The sequence below is a fragment of the Calothrix sp. PCC 6303 genome, assembly GCF_000317435.1.
Taxonomy (GTDB): Bacteria; Cyanobacteriota; Cyanobacteriia; order Cyanobacteriales; family Nostocaceae; genus PCC-6303.
The window spans coordinates 5,175,763-5,196,140 of record NC_019751.1 but is presented as its reverse complement, the minus strand read 5'-3'; the positions used below and the strand labels follow the sequence as shown (position 1 = coordinate 5,196,140).

The following is a 20,378-nucleotide window of genomic DNA, read 5'->3' as shown; positions in this document are numbered from 1 at the left end:
ATTTATGCATTCTTCAAAACCCAATTCACTATCACGTCGTCAATTTCTACTTACATCCGCAACAGTTACTAGTACGATTATCGGCACAGATATTATTAATAAATTAGCATTTGCCCAAGCCCCTGCCATTATTACATCCGAAAAAAATCGCCCTCAAATTTCCTACGGTGTCATGAGTGGTGATGTTAATAGTAACTCTGCGGTGATTTGGAGTCGTAGTGATAGACCTGCCAAAATGATTGTGGAATATTCACTTGATGAATCATTTAGGAAAGTAAAGCGGTTTTTTGGGAGTAACGCCTTAACAAATACTGATTTTACAGCACGGGCAAATCTCAAAAATTTACCCCAGGGACGACAATTTTTTTATCGAGTAATTTTTGAAGATCTCAATCATAGTAATATTCAAAGTGTTCCTTATTTAGGTAAATTTCAAACTATAGGGAATAATAAAAAAGATCTCAAAAAAGATATATACTTTGCCTGGTCAGGTGATACAGCAGGGCAAGGATGGGGTATTAATCCTGAATTTGGAGGCATGAAAATCTATGAGACTATTCGCAAACTAAAACCAGATTTTTTCATTCACTCCGGCGATTATATCTATGCTGATGTACCAATTAGTTCAGAAGTAAAACTAGATGATGGGACTATTTGGAAAAACATCACCACAGCCGAAAAATCAAAGGTTGCCGAAACTATAGCAGAATTTCGTGGGAATTATATCTATAATTTGCTAGATGAAAATGTCAGACGCTTTAATGCTGAAATTCCCCAATTAGTGCAATGGGATGACCACGAAGTCAGAAATAATTGGTATCCAACCCAAATAATTGCAGATGACGAACGTTATCAAGTTAAAGATATTTCACTATTAGCTAAAAGAGCTAAACAAGCTTTTTTAGAATATACGCCGATTCAGCTAAATTCTCAACAACAACCTATTTATCGGAGTTTTGATTATGGAAAAAACTTAGAAGTCTTAATGCTAGATCAACGTAGTTATCGAGGAGCCAATTCAGCTAATCGCCAAACTACTGCTAGTGCCGAAACAGCATTTATGGGCAACTCTCAAATTAAATGGTTGAAAAACAAATTATTAAATTCCACTGCAACATGGAAAATAATTGCCAGCGATATGCCACTAGGTTTAATTGTTGGAGATGGCAAAGATAAATTTGAAAATTCTGCAAATGGGGATGGAATTCCTTTAGGAAGAGAATTAGAAATTGCTGACTTACTGCGATTTATTAAACAAAAAAACATTAAAAATATTGTTTGGTTAACAGCCGATGTACACTATGCAGCAGCACATTACTATGACCCGAATCAGGCACAGTTTCAAGATTTTAAACCCTTTTGGGAATTCGTAGCGGGACCTTTGAATTCTGGAACATTCGGACCAAATAAATTAGATAATACATTTGGTCCCCAGGTTAAGTTTAATAGTGTTCCGGCAGATATGAAACAAAACCAACCACCATCAGCAGGTTTGCAATTTTTTGGCACAGTCAAAATTGATGCTAATACAAAAGTGATGACGGTGACATTACTTAATTTAGGTGGAGAAAAATTGTATAGTGTCAATTTGCCACCGGAAAACTCAGCACTTACGCAATGACTAGGAATTTACGTCATTGCGACGTAAGGTAGACACAAAACGGCTTATCACAAGCCTACGGTGTTAAACTACACTCTTCCAATCAAACTACTTACTCCTCGTACTCCGTGTCAATCTCCACATCTAGGGTATCTTCGTCAATCCGCACATACAAAATATTCGGACGGCAACATACTTGACAATCTTCGACATATTTTTGCTGAGAACCAGCGCTAATATCGATAAAAGTTGTATTTTCCTCACCACAAAAGGCACAATAGTATTCTGCTGTTGTTTGCATCTTGATTAATCGCGGGACTTATTTAAGGATGTTCTTTGATAGTATTAGATCCCTGAATTCTCAAAGAAGTAGGGGATCTGGGTATGACATTTAAACTACTGAATATTCAAACTGGCTTGTAGCTTCAGCTAAATGCTTCAATAGTGTAGACTGTGGTAGCGCTCCTTGTAAATGATTCCACGGCAAAATTTGGTCGTGGGCAAAATTATCATAAACGTAGAAATCTAAGCTAGGAATTTTCCCTTTTAATTCTTTAAATGCTCGTTTATAGCTGCCTAGAGAATCTCCAAAGTCTCTGGTTAGGAGTAACAACTGAGAAAGTCGCCTATCTCCACGGGATAGTAATGTTTGAATAATTGACCAATTATAGCTTTCGGGGCGAAAATCGATTCCTTTGGGTTGCAAATTCTTTTGTAAAAATTGTAAGCGTTTCTCAGCTTGTTTATTCACTCCAAACCATTGGAAAGGTGTATGTGCTTTGGGGACAAAAGTGCTACAGCCAAAGGTTAATCTAAGTCCCGGTGCAGCTTTTTTCATCTGCATCATCATGGCTACAGTTTGCTCTAAATCTTCTGTTTCCTCGCCAGGAATTCCCACCATGCCATAGAGTTTTAAGCCAGATAAACCGCCAACTTTGGCATTAATTCCCGCCTGGATGATATCTGCTTGTTCTAATTTCTTATTAACTATTTTTCTCACCCTTTCTGAACCACTTTCTACGGCAATTGTCAAGGATTTTGTATCACGTTTAGCTAAGGTTCTAGCTAATTCTTCGGTGACGGTATTTGTTCTCACAGAAGCAATACTCAAACGCACATGATCGTATTTCGGCTGGTTGATATATGCCAATAAATCGGAAAATTCTGGGTGTTGTGTCACCGATGCACCCAATAATCCTAAGCGATTTGTCACCTGTAAACCGCGTTCAATTGCCGGAATTAATGAATCTTCTAAACTTGCAGTTCTAAAAGGTAAAGTGAGATAACTTGCTAAACAAAAACGGCACATTTCCGGGCAACTTCTCACCACTTCCACCATAAAGATATTTTCCCAAGCGGCTTTTTCGGTGACAACAGTAGAAGCTGAGAGGGTGTTACCGCGATAGGTTTGTTTTTGGACGGTTGCAGGGATTTCGGAACTAACAGGTTGAATAGATTTAATGGCACCATCTAAACTGTGATATTCCACTCTATATAAACTGGGAATATAGATTCCGGGTACCTGTGCAAGTGCTTTTAATTTGGTTTCGCGGTTGGCATTTCTGACTGCTTGATATGCATCAATAAAATTACCCAGAAGATTTTCCCCATCTCCTAAAAGAATCACATCAAAAAAATTCGCATAGGGTTCAGGATTTGCGGTGAGAACTGGACCCCCACCAAAAACTAAGGGATGATTATCAGTGCGGGAGTTTGCTTGAATGGGAACATGTAAAGATTCCAACAGATTCAAAATATTCACATAATCTAATTCCCAAGAAACCGAAAAACCTAAAATTTCTGGTTCCCTCGGTAGTGGTTCATGGATATCGGTAAATAACCGACTAACTTGTAAATCCTCTCGCATGACTAAAGTTGCCCATACCACTTGGTATCCCAGGCTAGTAATCCCCACTGTGTACTCATTGGGGAAGGCAAAAATTAGGGGAACTGCGTCATGTTTGGGGGTAGCAGGTTGGAAAAGTAGGGACTCGTTAGCGAATACGGATGATGTCATGCAAGTTGTAACTGGTGTGGGAATACGGAGAAGAAAATTAAGCAATATTTTTGTTCTATTTCTATTATCTAATGCTTGATTGCGATCGCACTGGGAAAATAATGCCCTAGAATCTTTTTTTTCCAGGGTACCGAGATTTTGATAAGTTAATACGTATATTCAAACTGAATGCGATCGCATAAACCACAGATGACGTTGAGTTACCAGAAAGAAGCCATTGCAGCCCACGGTGGGCAATTGATAAACCGCATTGCTACCCCCGCACAACGGGACGAATTTCTCTCAAAGGCTGATTATCTCCCCCGTGTTCACCTTGATGAACGTGCAGTATCTGATTTGGAAATGATTGCTATTGGTGCTTTTAGCCCCTTAACAGGCTTTATGAACCAAGCCGATTATAACGGTGTGGTGGCTGATATGCACCTCGCTAATGGTGTTGCATGGTCAATTCCTGTAACTTTATCGGTATCAACAGATGTGGCAGCATCTCTAAAAGAGGGTAGTCTAATTCGCCTTGATAATTCTCAAGGTGATTATATCGGCGTATTGGAACTGACTGAGAAATACACATACGACAAAAAGCGGGAAGCAATTAATGTCTACCGCACCGAAGATGATAACCACCCCGGTGTCAAAGTTGTTTATAACCAAGGTGATGTCTATCTAGCTGGTGATATCTGGTTACTGCAACGACAACCTCACCCCCTATTCCCCAATTATCAAATTGATCCGGCTGCATCACGCCAAATGTTCGCCGAAAAAGGTTGGAAAACAATTGTTGGTTTCCAAACCCGCAACCCCATCCACCGCGCCCATGAGTATATCCAAAAATGTGCCATGGAAACCGTTGATGGTTTATTTCTACACCCATTGGTGGGGGCAACGAAAGAAGATGATATTCCAGCAGATGTGCGGATGCGCTGCTATGAAGTTCTTTTAGAAAACCATTATCCGAAGGATCGGGTAATTTTAGCAATTAACCCGGCGGCAATGCGCTATGCTGGTCCGCGAGAAGCAATTTTCCATGCTTTAGTTCGCAAAAATTATGGCTGTACCCATTTTATTGTCGGACGAGATCATGCGGGTGTTGGCGATTATTATGGAACCTATGACGCGCAATATATCTTTGATGAGTTTAAACCAGGGGAATTGGGTATCACTCCCATGATGTTTGAACATGCTTTTTACTGTCTCCGCAGTAAGCAAATGGCAACATCTAAAACTAGCCCCAGTACCCCCGCTGAAAGGGTACATCTTTCGGGTACTAAGGTAAGGGAAATGTTGCGTCGCGGTGAATTACCACCTCCAGAGTTTTCCCGTCCCGAAGTTGCGGCTGAGTTGGCAAGGGCAATGCAAAATCAGTTAACAGTTAGCAGTTAATAGTTATCATGGTTGCGCTTTTTTGATTTAATCTTGGCTTTACCACATAGCTTGGAAGGTGAAGTCAGAAGTCAAGAATTCTTTATGCATGACTTTTCTGCAAGGCTGCTGTACTCTGTTAAATCAGTAGAACAGTAAACAGTTATCAGGGTTTAAGTCGGAGTCGGTGACTTCGACACATCACTCTTAGAGGTGACACCCTGATTCCCAATACAGGGCTTTGTAATCTTTGTGCTGATAACTGTTTACTGATAACTGTTTACTGATAACTGATTCCTGATAATTTTATGAAGCGGCGAACTTTCATCCGTCGTGTTGGTTCGATTTTAACGGTTTTGGGGGTAGCTGAAGCTAATTGGCTAACCCCGAAAAGTCCTTATTATCAAGCCTTAGCACAATCGAATCCTCGTAAGTTGGCTTTGCTAGTTGGGATTAATCAATACCCAGGAAATTCTTCCTTGAGTGGTTGTTTGACGGATGTGGAATTACAACGTCAACTTTTGATAAACCGATTCGGATTTGAATCCCGCAATATCTTGACTTTGACAGATGATCAAGCCTCACGCCAATCTTTAGAAGATGCATTTTTAGAGCATTTTGTCAAGCAAGTAAAAGTTGGAGATACGGTTTTTTTCCATTTTAGTGGTTATGGAAGTCGAGTAAAGTCAGAAAATGTCATAGTTCCAGTTGATGGGAACCTTGGCAACTATATTTTAGAAGATACATTGCTTTTGATGTTGCGATCGCTGCCGACAAATAACGTTGTAGCGACGTTGGATACCAGTTATAATCTACCAGAGCAGGAACTACCTGTCAGTACAGTTACCCGCTCATTAGCTGCTGCCACAAACCCCATTAATAACATACCAGCAGAAATTGAATTTCAAAATCAATTTATAGCAAATCCCAGAAATCAACAATCCATCCTAGTAATTAAAGCTGGAAAACACCAGCAACCATCCACAGAGTTACAGATGTCTGGTTTGAGTGCCGGATTATTTACCTATGCTTTGACACAGCATTTGTGGGAAAGCACCCCAGCAACCACCATCCAAACCAGTTTACGCCGAGTTGAAAATTCCCTACAACTTTTAGGAAGTCAGCAACAACCAACTTTGTGGACTCAGAATCAGCAGCGTCCTTTAATTACTGATTATTTACCCAGCATTACTGTAAGTGCAGAAGGTTCCATCATTGCCAGCGAAGAAGATGGGAAAACCTGGCAACTATGGTTAGGGGGAATCCCCGCACATATTTTGGAGTATTACGGCATTAATTCTCAATTTCAGGTAGTTAGCAAAGATGGTAATTATGTCACTGATCTAATTATGCGATCGCGTAATGGTTTAATTGCCAAAGCCCAAATTAATCCAACCGACACCACATTACCCCAAATTGGGCAACTGCTGCGGGAATCAATTAGAGTTTTACCCCGAAATATCAGTTTGACAATAGCATTAGATCGCAGTTTAGATCGAGTTGAACGAGTTGATGCCACAAGTTCCTTTGCTAACATTTCCCGTGTATCCAACGTCAAAACTGGTGAACAACCTGGAGATTATATCTTGGGTAAATTGTCCCCAGTCAAACCAGAAGCATCCCCAAGTAGTAACTTAATATCCATCTCTACCCCCTATGGATTATATTCCCTGGGAGGCGAATTGATTCCCAACACCGATGGCGAAGCGGGGGAAGCAGTCAAAATCGCCGTACAAAGGTTGGTACCAAAACTACAAACCTTACTAGCAGCCAAATTATGGCAACTTACCGACAATCAAATATCTTCCGGATTGCCAATTAAAGTTAGCTTAGAAATGCTAAACGGAGTATCACCCAAAGTACTAATGCAGCGGGAAACCCAGCGAATCCAAAGCAGTGAAACCGAAAAACCCTGCTTTACTATCCCCATTGGTAGCCGTATTCAATACCGGATTGAGAACAAATGCGATCGCACTCTCTATTTAATGCTACTAGGTTTAGATAGCCTTAAAAATCCCTTCATCCTATACCCTGGACAGCAAACCACCGATACCACCCCAGCAACCTTAAGAAATCTCACCATCGAACCCGGTTCCAGCATTACAGTACCACAGACAGCCCCAGGATTTGACTGGGTGATGCAGGGACTTACCAATTTATGGCAAACTCAACTGATTTTTAGTACCGCACCTTTCACCCAAAGCATTACTACCTTAGCAACTACAAAGCTACCACCAACTCAACAACAAAGGATTATTCCTTTATCTAATCCTTGCGAAGTTTCCCAAGCAATTTTACAAGATTTGCATAATGCTAATGTGCAAAATAAAGAAACAGGTGATAATTACATTTTGAATGTCAATAATTGGGCTAGTTTAGGTTTTATATTCCAAGTTCTGTAAATAAACCCTCAATAAAACATATCCCTCTCTAAATTAGAAAGGGATAAGTACAAATTAAAAATGTATAAATTAAGGGGAGTTTTTAAATTGGGTTTTGAAAAATTATGAGTCTAGGTTGGGTTACAAATAAAGTCTCCACGCACGTAACCAGTTTGGTTGCGGAATGTGATTTGATACCAGTAAAAGCGCCCACGTCTCACTATATTTGATACACTTACTACAGCACCACTAGGAACTTGATAAACTCTACGAAAATTAGTTCCAGGACCACTACGCATATTCAGATCATCTCCATCTCTCGTACAAATTTCAGCAGTACCGGACTGACTAACTAATGTTCCTTCATGAAATTGAAGAGAATTATTAGCAATCAAATTTTGTTTGGAGATAGAAGGTGTAGCACTTGCAGGGAGGGCAGAACTTAGAATCACAGCACTTGCCATCAAAACTTTAAAAAGTTGAGATTTAGACATTATTTATGATGCTCCTAAAAAAAATTAAAAAGACGAAATTTAAAGCAAATTATTGAGCTTGATATTAGGAGATTAAAATCAATTTGTGTAACGAAATCGAAAGGTTTAATCTCATTTTTCAAGTTAAATCATGTCTTGCTCTTACATCTACTTTAAAATTATTTTATGCAGGAGAGTTCAGAGATAATACTTATTTTTCCCAGAAATAAAAATTTGGTAAATTTTAGTCATTACCTAGCTTGCGAACCGTAAGTTGGAGGCACGACGTAGCATAGCTACACCTTTCTTGAATGCCGTAGGCTATACGCAAAGGTTTCGATTATTTTACATTTTGTTACATAGATTTAAAAGATAGGAGAAACAGAAGAACTATTACTACTGTTTCCTATCTTCCGATTATTTTTATTCTGCTAGAATCGAGCTTAAAGTCCTGGTTTCCCAAAGAAGGCGATCGCTTGAATTCTCAGAAGTCGATTCTATCGTTGCTGGACTATTCACATGGGTTGCCGTTGTCACTGCCGAATTTATGTGAGGAGATGGAGATTGGTGCAAGGCAATCAACTGTGCCAAAACTTTCTTAAGTTGAGTCCGGGGGACAATTTCATCCACAAAACCGTGTTTCAACAAGTCTTCAGCAGTTTGAAATTCTTCCGGTAATTTTTCCCGCAATGTTTGCTCGATCACTCGCCGACCTGCAAAGCCAATGGTTGCTCTAGGTTCTGCAATAATGATATCACCCAACATTGCAAAACTGGCAGTTACACCGCCTGTGGTGGGATTTGTCAAAACTGGAATATACAATAATCTTTGATCACGGTGAAGCTGTAATGCTGCGGATATCTTCGCCATCTGCATCAGAGATAGCATCCCTTCCTGCATCCGCGCTCCTCCAGATGTACAAATAATTACTACAGCATGTTGTCGCTGGGTGGCTTTTTCAATCATCCTGGTGAGCTTTTCACCCACAACTGAACCCATACTGGCACCAATAAAGCGAAAATCCATTACACCCAGCGCTACGGGTAAACCGTTGATTTCACCTAAACCAGTTTTTACTGCATCCGTCAAACCAGTTTTTTCCTGTGTCTCCTTTAACCTATCAATATAAGGTTTGCGATCGCGGAATTGCAAAGGATCGGTGGGACGCAAATGTTCATCCATCGGAACCCAAGTATTCGCATCTATCAACTGACGGATTCTTTCATCACTATCTACCCGATTATGATGTCCACACTCACTACAAACCATCTGATTTGCCAGTAAATCCTTAGCGTATGCCAAAACTCCACACTTAGAGCATTTATGCCAAAGTCCATCGGCGATTTCCCTTTCTTGCTGACGTTCCAAAGTTGTCGATCCAGATTTACGTCGATTTGCAAACCAATCTAGTAGAGATTTTAAACCGCGTGATTCTTCGTTGTTTGCCATGTTTTTCTTATGCTGATGGGTAGTATCTTGAAAATAGGTCAAGCCTATGGTGGTTTGTCCCTGGTTTATTGTCCTGTGTATATAAATGATGACAAATGACGACGAATATTTACCAAATAAATAATCAATTCATCCCCAAATTTGTCTTGTTATTAATTCAGACCATATTTTTGCACCTTTGGTTGCTAAGTTAATAAAAATATATAAACAAGTCTAGGTGTCAATAATTAACCACTAGGAGCAAATTTAACTAGTGTAAAACTGGGTAAAACAGTATGCAATTCAAATTTGTAGAGAAAAATAAATTACCAATGTTTAATACAGGTTCTTAAATATTTTTGTGTACATAGTTGATTATGGCTCCTGAAATATATACTTTTGTTCTTAAAGTCAATGTATTCAATCAAATTATGACACCGTAGGGGATTAAAAATATATAAACTGGGTTGATTTTGACTCAATTTCGCTTCGTGATGAACAGGAAAAGCAAACCCATGAGATGATACTAACAAAATCTTAAAAATTCATGGGGTAATCAAATTTACAAATTCTCCAAGTGTAATATATGAGATTTTCCAACATCAATCCAAAGAAAAACTAATCCATAACCATTTAAATTAATACCATGGTTTAGAATGTGCCTTCAAAGTTAAATTATTTGTAATCCTTTTCTAGCTTCCTCAGCTAACGAGGAAACAATTGGAGGTAACTAGATAAAATTACCTCACCAACAAAAATAGTCATAACTGAACCCAGTGCTAGATAAGGTCCAAATGGCATTTTCTGTCCTAGTTTGTGCTGAGATAGACTGATGGCGGCACCACCTACGACAACTCCGGCAACACAAGCTAGTAAGCTGGCAACCAATAATAACTTCCACCCTAACCAAGCACCCATCATCGCAGCTAGCTTGGCATCACCTCCACCCATCGCAGCCTTACCCAGTAAGATAGAACCAAAGAATGCGATCGCATCAAACAACCACAACCCTAAAACAGCACCAACTATTCCCATCATCAAATGACTTGCCAAATTAGCCCAACTATGGTTTGGAACAAAACCCAGCAACATTTGAAAAACCAATCCTAAAACCAAACCAGACTTCGTTAACGGATTTGGTAAAGTCATTGTATCGAAGTCAATGAGCGAAAGAGCGAGTAACCAACTACAAAAAGCCCAATATCCCAAAGTTTGTAGCGAAAATTGGAATATTGCGAAAATTACCAAAAAAATTAACCCTGTCACTCCTTCTACGACTGGGTAACGCATTGATATTTTACTTTTGCAAAAGCGGCAACGTCCTCGTAGCCACAACCACCCCAACACAGGTACATTATCGTAGGCTTTAAGTTGATTCAGACAATGGGGACAGCGAGAAGGTGGAAACAACACCGACAACCCTGCTGGCAACCTATAAACCACAACATTAATAAAACTACCAATAGAGGCACCCAAGGCAAATACAATTGCACTTGCTGAAAATAAGATCAAAAATTCCATAGATCAATCTATCAACTTGATTGAACAAGACATAGAGACATAGATGTCCACCATGTCAATGCTGCCAAAAACACCTTTTTATCAGGATCAATTTTCCCGCAGCATCACTACAAGTTAACAAAATATTTGAAAAAATCTAGTCTTTCCTATTTTCTGAACCTAATAAACACAGGATTCAATTTGGTTCAACGGTACAAAGCATTCATCTGGCAACAAAGCTGGATGATGAATAAAAATTACCTTTCCACGATAATTAACTCGGTTAATTGCCACACCTGAAGCATTTCCAGTCACTTCTGGGTGTACTTCACAATATGTATGGTAAATCAACCCAGCAGCTTGGATGAGGGCAGGATCAATCAAAGCTGGCTGGTTACGATTGTAACTCTGTTCGGTTTGTCCTTGTTTTAAAGCGTACACTAGTTACTTTTTTTGATGTATGGGTTTATATTCCAGGCTGAAAATCAGTTATCAGTAAACAGTTACCAGTTATCAGTTGTCATGCCATGCAGCTTGAAGTAAGCGTAAATTTTAGCAGGTACATTAATCACTGTTCGCTGTTCCCTGTTCACTGTTTTACTTCTTCAAGGGTTTTAATCAATGCATCGCCCATGGCGCGGCAACCTAAAAGGCTCATTCCAGAAGACATAATATCTCCTGTACGCAAGCCATTCTGTAAAACCTGTGACACTCCGTTTTCAATGTAGTCAGCGGCGGCAGGCTGGTTTAAACCATACCTTAGCATCATGGCTGCACTTAAAACCTGTGCCAAAGGATTCGCCTTATCTTCTCCAGCAATATCTGGGGCTGAACCGTGAACAGGTTCAAACACACCCAAGCCGGAAGAACCTAGACTAGCAGATGGTAGCATCCCAATACTACCTGTTAACATAGCGGCAGCATCCGAAAGAATATCACCAAAAAGGTTTCCTGTGACAATCGTGTCGAATTGTTTAGGAGCGCGTACCAACTGCATAGCTGCATTATCCACATATAAGTGAGAAAGTTCAACATCTGGATATTCTTTAGCTAGTTCGGTAATCCGACTTCGCCACAGTTGAGATACATCCAAAACATTTGCTTTATCTACAGAACAGAGTTTACTACCGCGTTTACGCGCCGCTTCAAAAGCAACATGTGCAATTCTGTCAATTTCGGACTCCGAGTAAACCATTGTGTTAACACCGCGTTTCTCGCCCGTTTCGGAAGCGAAAATACCCCTAGGTTTACCAAAGTAAATTCCCCCCGTCAGTTCCCGTACCACCAAGATATCCACACCTTCGACAACTTCCCGCTTCAAAGTAGAAGCATCAATTAGTTGGGGAATAATTTTCGCGGGACGCAAATTTGCAAATAGTTCCAATCCAGCCCGAAGCCCTAATAAACCAGCTTCGGGACGTTGATTTGGGGGTAGATGATCCCATTTGTAACCACCAATAGCAGCTAGTAACACAGCATCACTATTACGGCACATTTCTAAACTATCAGCAGGTAGAGGTTCCCCAGTTAAATCAATTGCAGCACCACCAACAGGGGCTTCTTGGAAGGTAAAATCAATATCAAACTTTTTGCCGACGACTTTCAGCACATCCACCGCAACATTCATAATTTCGGGTCCGATGCCATCGCCTGGTAGAAGTGTAATGCGGTATTGCTGTGCCATAGCCCTGTTTAAATTAATTTTCTGATTTTTAACGATTACATATCATACCTAGAATTGGTATCAGTGGTTTGTTTATTTGTGAAATCTTGTTTGTGGTACCGATTTTAAATCTCATCCATCATGAAAAGTGGAGTTTTGTGATTGCGATGTAAGGTAGGCAGCTTCTCGCACAGTAGCATAAGCCAGTAGGGCTGGCTACGCCTACTCAGAATCTTAAGTTACAAACTACGGTTATCAAAATCACCCCTACTGCCCACTGCCTTCTTCAATACCATTACTTATTTTTAAAGCCAGGATTGATTAAACTAGTTAAGATGTGATCTTCCCATTTACCATTAATCATCAAGTAGTCTCTGGCATAGCCCTCTACAACAAAACCTAATTTTCTAAGTAAATTACCACTGCGGCGATTGTGCGGCATGTAGTTTGCCATGATGCGGTGAAAATTGAGATTTTGAAAAACATAGATAATAGCAATTTCCATTGCTTCTTGCATGTAGCCTTTTCCCTGTTCAGATTCTGCAAGACTGTAGCCGACTGTGCAATATTGGGCAACACCGCGAACAAAGTTACTAAAATTGATAACTCCAATTATGCGGTTGGGGTTGTTGCGAGAAAAAATGCACAGTCTCATGGAACTTCCATTCATAAAACCCCGCGAATTTACCTCTACCTGCAATTGCCAATATTCCTCGGTGAGAAAATTCCTTGTCCATGCAGGGTAAAAGGGGGTAAAAAAGCTACGATTTTCGGTGTAGTAGGAAATTATTAGGGGTATATCATCCATAGTCGCCATGCGAATGATTAAGCGATCGCTTTTAATGAGCGGCAGTTGCAAATGCATAGACTACTGGATGACTACTGTCTTCGATTGCGACTTTTGATTGTCTCACTTTTTGGGTGACACTGTAAATGTAAGACCCAACAAAATTTTGATAATCTTAATTAAATATCTTTTCGTGCCAAAATACCCCAAAATATAGTACGCGTCACTATTGATCCAGATTACAAGGAAGGCACAAACATGACAGTACGCTACGATTGGCAGGAGGCAGAAATCAGTGCAATCTACAATACACCTTTGCTGGAACTAGTTTATCGAGCGGCTAGTGTGCATCGTCAATATCATAATTCTCAGCAAATCCAAGTTTGTAAGCTAATTTCCATCAAAACTGGGGGTTGTCCTGAAGATTGTGGTTACTGCGCCCAATCTTCCCATTATCAAACAGAAGTCAAGCCCCAAGCACTGTTAGAAAAGGAAACAGTACTTAATATTGCCCAACAGGCAAAAGCTAGCGGTGTTAGTCGTGTTTGTATGGGTGCAGCTTGGCGAGAAGTGCGGGATAATTCCCAATTCGATCGAGTTTTAGATATGGTCAAAGATGTTACTTCTATGGGTTTGGAAGTATGCTGTACCTTGGGAATGTTAAATGAGTCCCAAGCCAAGCGGTTAGAAGATGCTGGACTTTATGCCTATAACCATAATCTAGATACTTCCCGCGAACATTACAGCACAATTATTACTACTCGTACTTACGACGATCGCCTCAACACCATCAATAATGTGCGTCAAACCAAAGTTACAGTCTGTTCCGGGGGGATTTTAGGCTTAGGGGAGACAGAACGCGATCGCATATCCATGTTACACACCCTTTCTCAGCTAAATCCGCACCCGGAATCGGTTCCCATTAATATTCTTTCTCAAGTTGAAGGGACACCATTAGAAAAACAACCCGATGTTTCCGTATGGGAAATCATTCGTGCGATCGCAACAGCCAGAATCGTCATGCCAGCGGCTGACATTCGCCTCAGTGCAGGCAGGGCAGAGTTGTCACAAATTGAACAGGCTTTTTGTTTTATGGCGGGGGCAAACTCCATATTTTCCAGTGATGATGGGCATATGCTGACTGTCACTACCCCTTGCCCTGGTTACGATTCTGACAAAGAACTATTAAGTTTACTGGGCTTAGAAAACCGTCCTCCATTCCTCAATCAACGCTCGAATAAAGGGGTAATCTTGAATAACTAGATTCGCAAACCTCAGTGACGATCTAATTAGATCGTCACTAAATCAAGGAAAAATTTTCACATGGGAAGCTTGCGCGACGTAAGTTGTTCGCATGTATGCTCCCACCATTATCACACCACCGTTGAACTTTTTAGCATCACCCAACGTTTCCAATTCTGTAACCGCTGCTTGTTTTTCAAAACTCTCGACTAAATTGGAAGCATCGAGATAGAGAAAATTTTATGATATTTCCAAAACTAAGTTTTTTGACAGCGATACTAACCCTTATTATTACCGCTCAACCTGTATTACAACCAATTGCAACCGCAGATCAACCACCTATTTACACTAGTCAACAAATTGCAACAAATAAACTACCAAAAAATGTATTCCTGCTGATTCAAAAAGATATTCAAAAACGCTTTCGTGTATCTCCAAAAACTTTACAACTTAGTAACGCTAAACCTTCCACTTGGGATGGTTGTTTGGGTTTAGCAAAACCAGATAGATTCTGCACGCAAATTGCAATTTCCGGTTGGCAAGTAATTGTCTCTAATAAAAGTCAAAATCGTTTTTGGGTTTACCATACCAACGAAAATGGACAACAATTAGCCTACAACACCACAGCAAGTTTACCTCGCAATGCAAAAATTCCCACACCTGGTTTTGTAGATAAAAAGAATATTGTTCCTACTTCCAGTGATTCTGTGATTTTTCAATCAGCACAAACTACCGGGAATTCACGAGGATATTATGCTTGGGAATTAACCTCAGATGGAGTTGTGACACGTCGTCTAATTACCCCAAATCCTGGGAAAGCAGAAAAAATTAAACAATTAAGTCAGCAACAAGTGAAGCAATTTGTAGAGACTCTCAACAAAAATTCCTTCTCTCATTTTAATGGTTTAGGTTATTTGAACATGAATGCAGTGGCAGCGGATGCAGTAAGTTACCAGTTGTCTTATGGCGGAATCATTACAGAATATACAGATACCAGTTCTGATCAATTACCAACTAAATTGAATCGTGTGATATCAGCTTGGGACAAGTTGATACAAACAGCAAATTAAATCACATTATTTTCACGAATCAAATAGGATTACTATAGGAATCCTATTTGAATATTGTTGCCGTAGCCTGCGCTCCGTGCTTACAAAAACCAGTACAGTTTCTACTCACTACTCCCTCACCCCAACAGATAGATTCAAAAACCAAACCGGATTCCTATATATTGGTTTCGTATTGCTGGGAAATAATTTCCCAAAATGTATTCATTTCTTAAAGTCTTTTCATGAATTGAATCAAAACCTCTTTGGTTTGCTTATCAACAACACATTCTTCTGCTGAATACTTCGAGATATCATAAATTGACGAAAAACAGTCTCTGATTTCCTGAAATCTTTCTTTGATACTTTTGCCTACAAATCGATCGGGATAGCCTTCAATTTTAAATTTGAGTTTAAAAGGTAGCTGGACTACATTTACCGTAAAATCAAGTTTCCCATTTATATCTTCTGTGTGTCCAGCAAAAAATACACTAACATTATTTCCCGTAGCTTGGTTAAAATTTATGGCGGTAAGTGTAACTAATTTAGGCATTATAGAAAACCATAAAGTAGATTCTTTGAGAATTTCTGAGCTAACCGAACATCTTTGAAAGTCTTCTATTTCAGGAAAGCGTTTTATATTGGCAATCAGATCGCTTTTGTTGGTTTTAAAATTGTATGTACACTGCTGGATAGACATATCTAGATTGAGCAAGGCATTGGGTACACAACTGTCGATAAAACCATATTTACCTAAATCATCGATTTCTTTATCATTGGGAGAAAAAAATAGAGATAAGTCAATATTTAAATTACTGTCTCCATTTTTATAGTTAAGATATCTCCAATTTTCATCAAGTGAAATGCTTCCATACATACAACCTTCAACTAGGTTAAGCAAATATTTTTTTTCGAGATAAGTGAACTGCAACATGACAAAATATTTTTTTATTTAGTATTGACTCGTTAATATTGAAGATTGTGGGATTGCTTCGTCGTTCCTCCTCGCTAGCGGGGAGGGTTAGGGTGGGGTTCTTGATTTTTCTGCGAAGTTAGGTCATTGCGACGTAAGGTAAACGCGTAAAGCATTACTTTTTCATTGCTTCCGCAAAATTAGCCTCGGCGTGTGAAGATTTACTTATGTGATAATCGATATAAGTATTTTGGGAGTTGCAAAGATGGCTTGGGTAGCGGGTGATCAATTGCAAGGTGGTAAATATACTATTGAAAAAGAGTTGGGAAGGGGACGCTTTGGGATCACCTATTTGGTAAAAAATAGGAATGGCGATCGCGTAGTCGTTAAAATATTAAATTATGACCTGCTCAGATCCCTTACTCAGCAGGAACGCGAACGTTTGGAGACGATGTTTTGGCAGGAAGCGGTAAAACTTACTCGATGTAAACATAAGCATATTGTACAGGTTGCAGAACCCTTCAAGGAAGGAGAGCATTGGTGTCTGATAATGGAGTATGTGGACGGGGTGAGTTTGGCTGACCGTCGTCAACAAATACTTTCAGAATCAGAAGCACTACGCTATATTCAGCAAATTGGGGAAGCTTTGATAGTTGTGCATGAGAATCGGTTGATTCATAGGGATGTACATCCAGGAAATATCTTCTTGCGGGTGCGAGATGGACAGCCTGAAGCGGTGCTAATCGACTTTGGTTTAGCTCTGGATTTTGACCATATTTTAACCACAAACCGAACCAAGGAAACTTCTGAGGGATTTACACCCCCTGAGCTTTACGCTAAAAGTATACCAAGTGGGGCTTATAGCGATATTTATTCTTTGGCAGCTACTTTATATGTGCTTTTAACTGGAAAAACACCTGTCAGTGCGTTGAAACGTAAGATTGACAACGCTCGTTTAGTCGCTCCGAAAGACTTTAATCCTCAAATAAGCGATCGCGTAAACCAAGCAATCCTAACTGGTATGAAGCTAGATCCAAAAAAGCGATCGCAGTCAGTGCGGGAATGGCTTGATTTATTGGGTTTGAATGGCGAAACTCCCACGCCTGTATCAACTCTAACACCGAAGGTCAATTCAAATTGGGAGCAAAAAATACAGTTATGGGGAGTGATTGTAGCTGCGATCGCAGCTATAGGAGGCTTACTTGCAGGTGTGGGTGCCGTGATGGATAAATTAAAACCCTCTCTGTCTCCAAGCCCAACTTCAGTGTCTCCAAGTCCACAATCTAGTAAAATTCCGTAGAATTAGCTAAACTTTCATCATAATACTGAATTAAGACTTACGTAATTGTAATGAGAACACTAGATTTTGAGATTGCTTCCTTACGTCGCAATGACGTAAATTCGTGGTCATTGCGTAAGTCCTGTGAATATTATGTGATTTGGAGCTATTCATGCCTTGGATAAAGGGACAACTATTACAAGGTGGTAAATATGTAATTGAGGATGTCCTGGGACAAGGGGGATTCGGGATTACTTACAAAGCATTGCATGTTGATCTAAACCAGACAGTTGTAATCAAGACACCAAATGAATATCTCAGCCATGATCCAGATTATGACAAGTACATAGAGCGGTTTATCCAAGAAGGGCAGATACTAGCACGCTTGTCTCAAGACCCCCATCCCCACATTGTCCGAGTAATTGACTTGTTTAAAGAAGGTGCTATTCACTGCTTGGTGATGGATTTTGTACCGGGAGAAGACTTGTTTAAGTTAGTGAGACGTAGGGGTGCATTGCCAGAAGCAGAGATTGTACCCTGTATCCGCCAAATTGGCGAAGCTTTAGCGGTGGTACATCAAGCAAAGCTAGTACATCGGGATGCCCACCCCGGAAATATCGTGCTGCGAAATAATGGCAAAGCGGTTTTGATTGATTTTGGCATTGCCAAAGAACTTGTGCCTAAAACTTTAAGTTCAACTGGTAATGCAGGTAATCAGGGATTTGCGCCATACGAGCAGATGACTAGGGGTAGTCGAGAGCCAATGGTTGATGTTTATTGTCTGGCTGCCACGCTCTATTATGCAATCACAGGTGAACGCCCTACAACTTCTCTGGCTCGCAAGCTAGACAATACTTACCTGACTCCTCCTAAACAAATTAATCCAAGGATGAGTGACAGATTAAATCAAGCAATTCTCAAGGGTATGGCGCTAGAGGCAAAAGATCGCCCTCAATCTATGCAGCAATTGTTGGAATTGTTAGAAGCGCCAGCAGTCGTATCTCCACCGTCCGTTGAGCCAGATTATCGAAAAACAGTAATGGCTCCACCATCTGTTGATCCAGTTTATCGAAAAGAAGTTTTTCGTTCCAAAGCCAAGCCAGAATCAGTGGGGATTCCAGATAAACCACCTACTACATCACCTAGAACTATTCCCTGGGGTTGGTTAGCTGCTTTATTTTTAATTTACCTATTGGCAAGTTATTTTTTAGCCGCACATAAGGCTCCGTATATGGCTTGGGCTGTGACTGGGGCTGGGGTTGTGACTGCGGCTGTGATTAGGGCTTGGGTTGTAGCTGTGGATGGGGCTTGGTTTTGGGCTGGGGTTGGGGCTATGGCTGTGGCTATAGCTGTGGCTGTGGCTGTGATTAGGGCTTGGGCTGTAGCTGTGGATGGGGCTGTAGCTGTGGATGGGGCTGTAGCTGTGGATGGGGCTGTAGCTGTGGATGGGGCTTGGGCTGTAGCTGCGGCTGTGGCTTGGGCTTGGGCTGGGGCTTGGGATGAATTACAACTGGAGTTTAGCAAGGTTCATACTTTTCTAATTTTAGCTAGCACTTCTAGTCTAGGCTTGGGTTTAGGATGGTTGGGATATAGGATTTTTAATCCAGGTTCGTAGCTTTATCATCTCAAACTTACTAGCAAAAGATTTTGTAGCTGTTCTATTAACCTACTTTTCAAAGCCAGATTTATTGATTTTCTCAGTAATTATCAACTTGGCAGAACGCGAGTTGTATTAACCTACTTTTCAAAGCCAAATTTATCAACTTTCTCAGCAATTCTCAACTTCGCAGAACGCGATCGCATGTTCTCTACAATCTCGTCTTCACGGGCAATTATTGGTTTTTTGGTAATTACTCTTAAACTTGACGTTTCGCGTAAAGTATGCTTAACAATGCGATCTTCTAAACTGTGAAAACTAATCACCGCAATTTTACCACCAGTCACCAAAGCTTGGGGTGCCTTCTCTAAAAACGTTTCCAGCACCTTCAATTCATCATTTACAGCAATTCGCAACGCTTGAAACACACGGGTAGCTGGGTGAATTCTGGCATAGCGATACTTGGGTGGAACAGCAGACGCGATCGCATCCGCCAACTGAGTGGTAGTTTGAAAGGGTCGCCTCTCAATTACCCTTCTAATAATCCGGCGTGACAACCTTTCCTCACCATACTTAAAGCAAATTTCCACTAAATCTGCTTCACTCCAGAAATTAACAATATCTGCTGCTGTTAAATCCTGTTCTTGGTTCATCCGCATATCCAAATTTGCGGCATTGCGAAAACTAAAACCTCTCTCAGCACAATCGAGATGGTAGGAACTGACACCCAAGTCGGCAATTATTCCATCAAATGTATCCACCGGGAAATTATACGCTGAGAAATTGGCATGAATGAACTGTACCTGTTCTCCAAACTCAGCCAAATTTTCAGCTGCTGCCTTTAAAGCATCTTGATCTTGATCTATTGCCGTTAATTTTACATCTTTTGCCGCTGCCAAAATCAAGCGACTATGACCACCACCACCCACAGTCGCATCTAAATAATTACCACCAGGACATACCCCTAAACCTTCAATTAATTCTCTGCTTAAAACAGGAGTATGTAAAAATGTGGGTGCATCTGGGTTGAGTGGTGTTTGTGAATCATTTTGCATGAGTTGAAATCGCGGCTCAAAACTTTGATAGGAAAATA

At 40.4% G+C, this 20,378-nt stretch carries 17 protein-coding genes; 7 read left to right on the top strand and 10 right to left on the bottom strand.

Going from position 1 to position 20,378, the window contains the following annotated elements:
* Window positions 1-4: 4 nt before the first annotated feature.
* Window positions 5-1,621: an alkaline phosphatase D family protein gene (locus CAL6303_RS21050; protein ID WP_015199852.1), complete on the top strand. Its 1,617-nt coding sequence runs from the start codon at window positions 5-7 to the stop codon at window positions 1,619-1,621.
* A 91-nt stretch (window positions 1,622-1,712) separates the two neighbouring features.
* On the opposite strand, the gene CAL6303_RS21045 is transcribed toward CAL6303_RS21050, so the two are convergent.
* Both CAL6303_RS21045 and CAL6303_RS21040 read right to left on the bottom strand, forming a co-directional pair.
* Window positions 1,713-1,901, bottom strand: a complete 189-nt coding sequence (locus tag CAL6303_RS21045) for a CPXCG motif-containing cysteine-rich protein (RefSeq protein ID WP_015199851.1) — start codon at window positions 1,899-1,901, stop codon at window positions 1,713-1,715.
* A 90-nt stretch (window positions 1,902-1,991) separates the two neighbouring features.
* Window positions 1,992-3,617, bottom strand: coding sequence for a B12-binding domain-containing radical SAM protein (locus CAL6303_RS21040; RefSeq protein ID WP_015199850.1), 1,626 nt, complete (start codon window positions 3,615-3,617; stop codon window positions 1,992-1,994).
* A gap of 195 nt (window positions 3,618-3,812) precedes the next feature.
* Between CAL6303_RS21040 and sat the strand changes: the two genes are divergently transcribed.
* Window positions 3,813-4,997, top strand: coding sequence for a sulfate adenylyltransferase (gene sat / locus CAL6303_RS21035; protein ID WP_041740830.1), 1,185 nt, complete (start codon window positions 3,813-3,815; stop codon window positions 4,995-4,997).
* A gap of 287 nt (window positions 4,998-5,284) precedes the next feature.
* Entirely contained in the window at window positions 5,285-7,378 is a 2,094-nt protein-coding gene (locus CAL6303_RS21030) for a caspase family protein (protein ID WP_015199848.1), read from the top strand.
* Window positions 7,379-7,488: 110 nt separating this feature from the next.
* On the opposite strand, the gene CAL6303_RS28650 is transcribed toward CAL6303_RS21030, so the two are convergent.
* The 6 genes from CAL6303_RS28650 to CAL6303_RS21000 form a co-directional block, all read right to left on the bottom strand.
* A complete protein-coding gene (locus tag CAL6303_RS28650; protein ID WP_015199847.1) occupies window positions 7,489-7,851 on the bottom strand; it encodes an SH3 domain-containing protein in 363 nt (120 codons plus the stop codon).
* 402 nt (window positions 7,852-8,253) lie between these two features.
* On the bottom strand, window positions 8,254-9,279 hold the full coding sequence (gene accD / locus CAL6303_RS21020; RefSeq protein ID WP_015199846.1) for an acetyl-CoA carboxylase, carboxyltransferase subunit beta: 1,026 nt from the start codon (window positions 9,277-9,279) through the stop codon (window positions 8,254-8,256).
* 684 nt (window positions 9,280-9,963) lie between these two features.
* Window positions 9,964-10,779: a prepilin peptidase gene (locus CAL6303_RS21015; RefSeq protein WP_015199845.1), complete on the bottom strand. Its 816-nt coding sequence runs from the start codon at window positions 10,777-10,779 to the stop codon at window positions 9,964-9,966.
* Window positions 10,780-10,938: 159 nt separating this feature from the next.
* The gene (locus tag CAL6303_RS21010; RefSeq protein ID WP_015199844.1) at window positions 10,939-11,199 is read right to left on the bottom strand and encodes a hypothetical protein; all 261 of its coding nucleotides are present in this window, start codon (window positions 11,197-11,199) and stop codon (window positions 10,939-10,941) included.
* A gap of 148 nt (window positions 11,200-11,347) precedes the next feature.
* Window positions 11,348-12,442 carry a 3-isopropylmalate dehydrogenase gene (gene leuB / locus CAL6303_RS21005; RefSeq protein ID WP_015199843.1) on the bottom strand — a complete coding sequence of 365 codons (1,095 nt, stop codon included), beginning with the start codon at window positions 12,440-12,442 and terminating at the stop codon, window positions 11,348-11,350.
* 274 nt (window positions 12,443-12,716) lie between these two features.
* A complete protein-coding gene (locus CAL6303_RS21000; protein WP_015199842.1) occupies window positions 12,717-13,286 on the bottom strand; it encodes a GNAT family N-acetyltransferase in 570 nt (189 codons plus the stop codon).
* A gap of 180 nt (window positions 13,287-13,466) precedes the next feature.
* Between CAL6303_RS21000 and bioB the strand changes: the two genes are divergently transcribed.
* Window positions 13,467-14,471, top strand: coding sequence for a biotin synthase BioB (gene bioB, locus CAL6303_RS20995; protein ID WP_015199841.1), 1,005 nt, complete (start codon window positions 13,467-13,469; stop codon window positions 14,469-14,471).
* A 221-nt stretch (window positions 14,472-14,692) separates the two neighbouring features.
* Entirely contained in the window at window positions 14,693-15,520 is an 828-nt protein-coding gene (locus tag CAL6303_RS20990; protein ID WP_015199840.1) for a hypothetical protein, read from the top strand.
* A 208-nt stretch (window positions 15,521-15,728) separates the two neighbouring features.
* Here CAL6303_RS20990 and CAL6303_RS20985 read toward each other — a convergent pair whose 3' ends face one another.
* On the bottom strand, window positions 15,729-16,430 hold the full coding sequence (locus CAL6303_RS20985) for a hypothetical protein (RefSeq protein WP_015199839.1): 702 nt from the start codon (window positions 16,428-16,430) through the stop codon (window positions 15,729-15,731).
* A gap of 244 nt (window positions 16,431-16,674) precedes the next feature.
* On the opposite strand from CAL6303_RS20985, the gene CAL6303_RS20980 reads away from it, so the two are divergent.
* Window positions 16,675-17,709 carry a serine/threonine protein kinase gene (locus CAL6303_RS20980; protein WP_015199838.1) on the top strand — a complete coding sequence of 345 codons (1,035 nt, stop codon included), beginning with the start codon at window positions 16,675-16,677 and terminating at the stop codon, window positions 17,707-17,709.
* Window positions 17,710-17,860: 151 nt separating this feature from the next.
* Window positions 17,861-19,303, top strand: a complete 1,443-nt coding sequence (locus tag CAL6303_RS20975; RefSeq protein WP_015199837.1) for a serine/threonine protein kinase — start codon at window positions 17,861-17,863, stop codon at window positions 19,301-19,303.
* A gap of 122 nt (window positions 19,304-19,425) precedes the next feature.
* Here CAL6303_RS20975 and rsmH read toward each other — a convergent pair whose 3' ends face one another.
* Window positions 19,426-20,340, bottom strand: coding sequence for a 16S rRNA (cytosine(1402)-N(4))-methyltransferase RsmH (rsmH, locus tag CAL6303_RS20970; RefSeq protein ID WP_015199836.1), 915 nt, complete (start codon window positions 20,338-20,340; stop codon window positions 19,426-19,428).
* Window positions 20,341-20,378 lie beyond the last annotated feature (38 nt).

What these genes read in the sequence shown, in the direction of transcription:
- leuB (WP_015199843.1), bottom strand. Translation starts at nt 12,442, where the DNA reads ATGGCACAGCAATACCGCATTACACTTCTACCAGGCGATGGCATCGGA.
- CAL6303_RS21000 (WP_015199842.1), bottom strand. Translation starts at nt 13,286, where the DNA reads ATGCATTTGCAACTGCCGCTCATTAAAAGCGATCGCTTAATCATTCGC.
- CAL6303_RS21030 (WP_015199848.1), top strand. Translation starts at nt 5,285, where the DNA reads ATGAAGCGGCGAACTTTCATCCGTCGTGTTGGTTCGATTTTAACGGTT.
- CAL6303_RS21050 (WP_015199852.1), top strand. Translation starts at nt 5, where the DNA reads ATGCATTCTTCAAAACCCAATTCACTATCACGTCGTCAATTTCTACTT.
- CAL6303_RS20980 (WP_015199838.1), top strand. Translation starts at nt 16,675, where the DNA reads ATGGCTTGGGTAGCGGGTGATCAATTGCAAGGTGGTAAATATACTATT.
- CAL6303_RS21040 (WP_015199850.1), bottom strand. Translation starts at nt 3,617, where the DNA reads ATGACATCATCCGTATTCGCTAACGAGTCCCTACTTTTCCAACCTGCT.
- rsmH (WP_015199836.1), bottom strand. Translation starts at nt 20,340, where the DNA reads ATGCAAAATGATTCACAAACACCACTCAACCCAGATGCACCCACATTT.
- CAL6303_RS20975 (WP_015199837.1), top strand. Translation starts at nt 17,861, where the DNA reads ATGCCTTGGATAAAGGGACAACTATTACAAGGTGGTAAATATGTAATT.
- CAL6303_RS28650 (WP_015199847.1), bottom strand. Translation starts at nt 7,851, where the DNA reads ATGTCTAAATCTCAACTTTTTAAAGTTTTGATGGCAAGTGCTGTGATT.
- CAL6303_RS20990 (WP_015199840.1), top strand. Translation starts at nt 14,693, where the DNA reads ATGATATTTCCAAAACTAAGTTTTTTGACAGCGATACTAACCCTTATT.
- bioB (WP_015199841.1), top strand. Translation starts at nt 13,467, where the DNA reads ATGACAGTACGCTACGATTGGCAGGAGGCAGAAATCAGTGCAATCTAC.
- CAL6303_RS20985 (WP_015199839.1), bottom strand. Translation starts at nt 16,430, where the DNA reads ATGTTGCAGTTCACTTATCTCGAAAAAAAATATTTGCTTAACCTAGTT.
- CAL6303_RS21045 (WP_015199851.1), bottom strand. Translation starts at nt 1,901, where the DNA reads ATGCAAACAACAGCAGAATACTATTGTGCCTTTTGTGGTGAGGAAAAT.
- accD (WP_015199846.1), bottom strand. Translation starts at nt 9,279, where the DNA reads ATGGCAAACAACGAAGAATCACGCGGTTTAAAATCTCTACTAGATTGG.
- CAL6303_RS21015 (WP_015199845.1), bottom strand. Translation starts at nt 10,779, where the DNA reads ATGGAATTTTTGATCTTATTTTCAGCAAGTGCAATTGTATTTGCCTTG.